Below are 6,387 nucleotides of genomic sequence, written 5' to 3'. Positions count from 1 at the left end.
AAGCGGATAAGTTTTTCCAGTGGGATTGGAAAAAGTAGGAACAAGATAAATAAGCTTAGGTGAATATTGCTTGATTTTTTGTTCAAGATCTTGAGTGTCTATTCCGTCTTTGTCTGAGTTGACGCCTATTATATTAATTTCATACGCAGCCGCAATCTGCAAAAAAGCCAAATAAGTAGGGGATTCCACCAAAACAGTGTCGCCTTTATTCAAGAAAACCCTGCACGCAAGGTCCAAAGCCTGCTGTCCGCCGCTTACGACCATAATTTCTTCTGTTTGCACGTTCTGGATACCAAAAGTTTTGACATAATCTTTTAAAAGTTCACGCAAAGTGAACATCCCTTGAGTTACACCGTACTGCAAAACATTGCTTGCTTTACTGCTAGATAAGATCTCTTGAGTGATTTCTTTAACTTCATTTACAGGCAGGCATTCATTGGAAGGCAATCCGCCGGCAAAAGAAATGATTTCTGGATTGGCAGTAAGTTTGAGAATTTCTCTTGTGGCTGTTCCGCTCATCTTTTTTAGGCGGTCACTAAAAATAAAACTCATAAAAAAGACAACCTTATATTAATTCAGATAATTTTATAATATAATAACACCTTTTAAATATGATTGCAAACATATCATACATTAGAAGATTAAAGAGAAGATTTCAAATTTTCGGTCTTAATTTTGATTAAAAAGATTGTTAAAATCTTATAATTTTTAATAATATGATAATACGCAAATTTAAAATAAAAAAAGCCAACTTTTAAAGTTTGGCCTTTTAATCTTGCTTTATCTTGTTACTTTTTCTTTTTTCTTATCAAGATAAAATCGATTAACAAGATATTTGGATTGTTCTTTTTCAGAATAGCCGCATTCTCTGCAAATATAAGCGTTAAATCGAGGATTAAATTCAATAATCCTACCACAATTTTTACATACTTTCATTTATTGTCCTCCATAAAACGAAAATAGCCTTTGTGAGTTGCACCCTCAAAAGGAGTTATTTTTATTTGTGCATCTTTTAATATTTCCTTAGCTTCAACCATGGGATAAGGTTCAAAATATATCACTTCTTTTATATTTCCTAATTCAGCAATTTTATTGGCACACATATTGCATGGAAATGTTGTTGTATATATTTTACTATTGAGTGATAATCGAGATCCTTGTCTAATTAGATTTAAAATAGCATTCTCTTCAGCATGTAAAGCTCTACAATAGTCTAGCATTTTGAACGTATTATCTACTTTATATTTATCCTTTAAATGATCTCTATAACACTTTCCATATTTTGCTTTACAGGATTTTTGTCCAGTTGGTGCATCATTAAAGCCCGAACTAATTATATTTCCATTTTCATCTGTAAGTATGGCACCTACGCGCCTTTTTTCGCAATAAGATTTTAGACTATTTGCATAAGCAGTAACCATACTTGCTTCATTAAATGTAGGTTGATATTTATCTTTGCCTAAAATTATATCGACAAAGCGTTTTATCTTTTTTAATAATATTTCGTAATTTTCACCTTGACCTTCTATTTCTATATTGGCATTATTGCTAATTATTACATCTGCAGCTTGATAGCATTTTGAAACCTGTTGTCCCCAGTCTTCTTTACCGTCTCTATCTCTTATATCATCTCTATCAAATTCACTTTCATTGCCATTATATTTAGCTTTAACTCTTGCCCAACGAATATCTCTATCAGCAATAATAGAAAAAAGATAAAAACGTCCAAAATTCTTTTTATAAAATTCTACTTCATGTTTATTTCTTATTCCATCAACAACATAAAGTTGCTTTTTATTTTTTATTAATTTTAATGATTCTTTTGCTAAATAATCCGGTCCATTATTTTTGCGTAAATCATCACCATGGTTTTGTAATTCAGATCTAATATTGGTTTCTATACCTTTTTTTCTAATTTCGGATTTTAAAATACTGGCTAAGGAGATCTTTTCGGCATTAAAATTATTAACTAAAATTTTTTCTGCGATATAGCTTCAGCCGCTTCCAAAAGGACCAGTCAATCCTATAATAATATTATCCATCTTTCCCCACAAAATCCAAAAAACAACAATTATAATATTATTATATAAAAGACTTGTAGTTTATGTCAATATTTCATGCTTATTTTATTGTAAAAAATATCTTAATCGTCTTGGCTTTCTATATTATTGATGTTGTCGTAGTTATCCAAAAAGCTGTGTTTTTGTCCATTTTGACGGTAGGCTATGACAGTATCCAAATTTACATTATGCACACTCTTGAAAATATTAAGTCCAATATTAGGATTGATTTTTTCCATGCGTTTGATAAGTTCTTTCATTTCTGCGCGCTTGCCGCCAAATCCGTCATCACCCAAGACACAGTTTTCTGTAAGCCTGCACGCACAGCGTAAAAACTGAAGTTCGTTAAATCTCGCCCATGCTATGATGTCAGCTTCTCTTATCATATACATAGGGCGTATAAGTTCCATGCCTGCAAAATTAGCGCTTTTTAGTTTGGGCATCATTGTTTTGTATTCGGATCCATAAAACATACTCATCAGAATAGTTTCTATGACATCATCCATGTGATGTCCTAGCGCGATTTTGTTGCAGCCTAAACTCTGTGCGGTTTTATACAAAAAGCCTCGTCTCATCCTTGCGCACAAATAACAAGGGCTGCCGCCGACCTGTGCTACGATGTCAAAAATATCTGACGGGAATATTGTAATAGGGACATTCATTACAACGGCGTTATCTTGGATAAGCTGAAGATTTTGAGGGTTATAGCCCGGATTCATGACCAAAAACACTATTTCAAACTTTATAGTGCTTCTTTTTTGCAGTTCTTGAAAGCATTTTGCCATCAAAAATGAGTCTTTGCCGCCTGAAATACATACTGCAATTTTATCGTTTTCTTTAACCAGCTTATACTCGTCAATAGCATTGACAAATTTGCGCCAAATTTTGGTGCGATATTTTTTTATTATGCTTCTTTCTATTAATTCTGATTTTGACAGTTCTTTCATTTTTTTATAATCCTGTTAAGTTCGGTCAAGAATATTTCAAGTTCTTGTTTTGTGGTAAGATGGCTTAAGCTTATCCTTACTGATGATAAGGCGCGGTTTTTGTCATGAGTGAGCGTCATAACCGAACGGCTGGGAGCCTGAACAGCAGTGCATGCAGATTTGGAAGAAATGCATATTCCGCGTTCGTTTAATAAATTAATGACTTCTTCAGGCTTGGTTTTTAGCACGCTTATATTAAGAATATAAGGGGAAGCATCATCAGGGCTGTTGATCACTACATTGTTTAATGTTTTTAGGTTTTCTCGCAAAAAGCGATTCAAACCCAAAACATACTTATATCTTATTGCCTGCTGCGAAATAGCATTCTCAAGAGCATAATTTAATGCTGCAATTTGGGCAAGATCAGGCGTTCCGCTTCTATATGCGCTAAGACTTATACCGCCTGTAATTAGCGGAGTTAGATTGATTTCAGTTGCTTTAGTTAATATTCCGCAACCAAGAAGTCCATAAAACTTATGCGGAGTAAGAGTGAGCATATCGGGTACAAAAAAGGGGACTTTACCTACTGCTTGAGTTGCGTCCGTATGCACTAAACAGTTTTTATAGGTAGAAGCGATTTTTTTAACATCTTCAATAGGCTGAATAGTGCCAAGCTCGCTATCTACTGTGCATATCGAAATCAAAACAGTATCGTTTCTAACAAGACTTTTTAGATGTTCAAGGCTGATTTTTCCGTTTTTGTCTATATCGACATATTCGATTTCATAGCCCGTTTTTTTTAGCTGTTCGCAAGCACCCAAAACCGATGAGTGTTCTAAGTATGTGGTTATGATATGCTTGCCTAGATTTTTTCTTGCTTCAATTCCTTTTATGGCAAGATTGTTAGATTCACTTGCTCCCGAAGTAAAAATTATCTCTTGGGGTTTCACATTTAATAATCTAGCAATGTTATTGGTATCCTGTTGAATTTTTTCAAATGCAATTTTTCCCAAAACCGAACGTGAGTTGGGGTTGGCAGGATAATTGATAGCGCTTGAAGAATATATTTCAAGCACACTAGGATTGGGCGGTGTGTGCGCCGCATAATCAAGATATATATATGGTTGTGTTTCGTTTTGGTTCAAAGTGTTTTTCCTATAAAAATTTTTTTGCTCTTACCTATTATTATTAAAAAAGCCTTAGCTGTCAACTGTGCTAAGGCTTATTTTTGTGGCCAGAACCTAATCTTGATTTTATATGCTTACTAAAGCGAAGCGGTTTTGAAAGCTTGGTTTTATTTCTATATTATATCGCAAAATTTGCTTTTTTGAGATTTTATCCAATTTTCAAGAACTTCACAGCCTGTCATATCAAAAGTTGTAATGCCCTGTAAGTCTATTATTAATGTATCTGTTTTAGGCAAAACAATATTGAAAATTTTTTGTACTGTAACAAAGTTAAGATCACCCGAAAAGTATATGGTTTGGTCTATTATTTTTATTTCCAAAGGTGATTTGATGTGTTTTGTTTTTTTAATAATATTTTCAATAATCAAAAATAAAAAACTCATAATTATGCTAACCGCGATAGCTACTATAATATTGACCAAAAAAGTTAAAACAAACGCTGAGAAAAATATTATTATATCTTTTATAGAATAACTAAAAACCTTTTTTACTGCTTTTATATTAAACATATTAAAGCATGCCACAAACAAAACAGCAGCTAAAACCGTAAGCGGAATATATGACGCCAACGGCATTAAGAACAATCCAGTAATAAGTATTACCAAGCTGTGTACAATAGACGATATAAAAGATACAGATCCGCTGCTGATATTTGAGCTTGTACGCGCAACCGCACCCATAACAGGAATACACCCGAAACAAGCACATATTATATTAGCTAGTCCTTGAGAAACAAGTTCGGCATCCATATTGGTTTTTTGACCGCTTAAATTATCAGCTGTCATTGCACTCAAAAGCGATACAATAGCAATTAATATCGCTATATATATGGTAGGCTTAATAATTTTGAAAAACTCAAAATTAGAAAATTGCAATTTAAAATCTATTTCCATAGTAAGCGAGCCGTATTTTGATCCTAATGTGGGAACATTAAGTTTAAACAAAGTTGTGATTATTGAAATGATTATTATTACAGCCATAGGTGCGGGGAACTTTATATTAAGTTTTTTCCAAACTATTAAAAGAGCTACACTAATAGAACCTAAAACAACAGAAGTTATATTTATCGATTGCCAGTTTTCAAAATAAGTCATCCACTTTTCTAAAGCATTTAAGGGTAAACCTGATAATTTTAAAGCCAAATAATCGGGAACTTGTGAAGTCAAAATTGACAAGGCAAGCCCAGCACTAAATCCTACAACAACAGGTCGCGCTATATATTTTGAATATTTTCCTAATTTTAGCAATCCCATTAAAAGCACAAGCATACCTGCCAAAAAAGTGCATATTAACATGCCCTCAAAACCTACATCACGCAAGGTTTGATTAAGAATCAAAATGCAAGCCCCAGTTGGTCCAGTTATCTGATAACGGCAGCCGGAAAAAACTGCGGCGACAATGCCTGCAAAAAATGCTGATGTCAAACCTATTATCGGAGGGACTCCCGAAGATGCTGCAAAAGCGATTGATAATGGTATTGCGATTATTCCGACAAAAACACCCGCAAATATGTCTTGGAATAAATTTTGTTTTTGGTAGTGACGCTTTAATAAAAAAGACTGGGGTAAAAGAGAAGAAAAATAGTTTTTTAATTTCATGAAAGCACGAAAGAATCCTTTTTTAGCACAAGAATAAATGGGTAACGACGGAAATTATAGCATTTCCAATATAGTTGTCAAGCAGTTATTTTTTAAATTTTATTAATAATTTATTGTATTTTTAACATTATTTTACTAACAGAGTTTTACAGTAAGCAGTGAATTTTTGATTATAATTTTGGAATTTTTTGTGTAAAATCTTAAGAATTTTTGTACTTTACAAACTTTTTTGAATATGATAATATTATGTTACTTTATGGGGATGTACCGGATTCGACGGGGGAATCCGTGAACAAAAAAGCATGCAGGAGCGCCGTGCTTCTTCAAAAAACGGCAAAAAAATTAAACGCTGATACTTCTAATACAAGATTAGCATTAGCTGCGTAAATTCCAGCTACGCCGGCAGATTGAGCCTACAGCAGTTTGTGCGGGCGTCATAATTAGTTAGGGTACTTTTCTTATCGCCGCCCTTGTGGTAAGAAAGGACTTTTAAGGGCTTGTTCGTTTGAACTTTGCTGTTTTGGTAGCAAACGAAGAGATTTTAAAAACAGCTAAGCATGTAGAAAGTTGTTTGCAATTCTTTCGGACCGGGGTTCAACTCCCCGCATCTCCACCA

At 33.7% G+C, this 6,387-nt stretch carries 6 protein-coding genes and 1 other RNA gene; 1 reads left to right on the top strand and 6 read right to left on the bottom strand.

All coding sequences use genetic code 11. From position 1 onward, the window contains the following. The 6 genes from VIL26_05870 to VIL26_05845 all read right to left on the bottom strand — a co-directional run. Window positions 1-552, bottom strand: a 552-nt coding sequence (locus VIL26_05870; GenBank protein HEY8390460.1) for a PLP-dependent aminotransferase family protein, incomplete at its 3' end; no start/stop codon positions are given. Window positions 553-780: 228 nt separating this feature from the next. Then, complete coding sequence (locus VIL26_05865) at window positions 781-936, bottom strand: hypothetical protein (GenBank protein ID HEY8390459.1); 156 nt, start codon at window positions 934-936, stop codon at window positions 781-783. Further along, a complete protein-coding gene (locus VIL26_05860) occupies window positions 933-1,421 on the bottom strand; it encodes a hypothetical protein (GenBank protein ID HEY8390458.1) in 489 nt (162 codons plus the stop codon). The genes VIL26_05865 and VIL26_05860 overlap by 4 nt, the downstream gene beginning before the upstream one ends. Before the next feature lie 722 nt (window positions 1,422-2,143). After that, the gene (locus tag VIL26_05855; protein ID HEY8390457.1) at window positions 2,144-3,007 is read right to left on the bottom strand and encodes an ATP-binding protein; all 864 of its coding nucleotides are present in this window, start codon (window positions 3,005-3,007) and stop codon (window positions 2,144-2,146) included. After that, window positions 3,004-4,131, bottom strand: a complete 1,128-nt coding sequence (locus tag VIL26_05850) for a cysteine desulfurase family protein (GenBank protein ID HEY8390456.1) — start codon at window positions 4,129-4,131, stop codon at window positions 3,004-3,006. Before VIL26_05850 ends, VIL26_05855 begins: the two co-directional genes overlap by 4 nt. 155 nt (window positions 4,132-4,286) lie before the next feature. Beyond that, a complete protein-coding gene (locus VIL26_05845) occupies window positions 4,287-5,771 on the bottom strand; it encodes a SulP family inorganic anion transporter (protein HEY8390455.1) in 1,485 nt (494 codons plus the stop codon). A 258-nt stretch (window positions 5,772-6,029) separates the two neighbouring features. Here VIL26_05845 and ssrA point away from each other — a divergent pair. Beyond that, window positions 6,030-6,387: a transfer-messenger RNA gene (ssrA, locus tag VIL26_05840) on the top strand.

Source organism: Clostridia bacterium (assembly GCA_036562685.1).
Taxonomy (GTDB): domain Bacteria; phylum Bacillota; class Clostridia; order Christensenellales; family DUVY01; genus DUVY01.
The sequence above is the reverse complement of the archived record's forward strand: the minus strand, read 5'-3'. Positions and strand labels throughout refer to the sequence as shown.